Origin of the sequence: Cellulomonas iranensis NBRC 101100 = JCM 18110, assembly GCF_001552375.1 — a bacterium.
GTDB lineage: Bacteria > Actinomycetota > Actinomycetes > Actinomycetales > Cellulomonadaceae > Cellulomonas > Cellulomonas iranensis.
In genome coordinates, this window is the sequence record NZ_BCRB01000201.1 from 1 (window position 1) to 609 (window position 609).

1 protein-coding gene is annotated in these 609 nt (G+C 78.3%); it reads left to right on the forward strand.

Annotation, left to right across the window (positions count from 1 at the left end):
• Positions 1-294 precede the first annotated feature (294 nt).
• Positions 295-480 (forward strand): hypothetical protein, encoded by a 186-nt coding sequence (locus tag CS2_RS18960; protein ID WP_046529464.1) that lies wholly within the window; start codon positions 295-297, stop codon positions 478-480.
• The last annotated feature ends 129 nt before the right edge of the window (positions 481-609 follow it).

Here is a 609-nt window from a genome sequence, read left to right on the forward strand (position 1 = left end):
AGGGGGCGTGGGGGTCGGGTGGGGGCGGGCTGCGCCGGGGGCGTGCCGCGGTTCTGGCCCGTGGCGGGCGGGGCGGGGGACCCGGGCGGTGCGGTGCCGTGCGGGTGGGGTGCGGCGGCGGAGCGACTGGATCGCACTCTCGCCGTGGGGTGGGGTGGCGGTGTGCGCAGGACAGCGCACCGTGCCCGTGCCACGATCGATGACCACCCGGACGCAGCGCCGCGCCCGGGTGCCACCCAGCACACCCGAGCACGACGCACGCCCGAGCACTGCCGAGAGCCAGGGAGGCCGAAGATGTCCGTTCCCGACGACACCGTGACCCCGACCCCCGACGAGGTCCCCGATCCCGTGAAGGCCACCGCGCCGCAGGCGCCGCCCGCGCCCGGTGAGGACGGCGACAACAGCGGCCTGCCGGTCATCGAGGAGGCCGTGCTGCCGAAGGACGGCTCCCGCACCCCGGGTCTGCCCGGCAACGCCTGACCCGCCGGTGCCCGGGGCCGCGTGCACGCCCTGCGGCTCGGCCCGACCCCGCGCACCCACCCGCCGCGGGCGCGTCGACGGACAGGCTCCCGGCTCGACGGACACGAGCACGCCCGTGTCCGTCGAGCC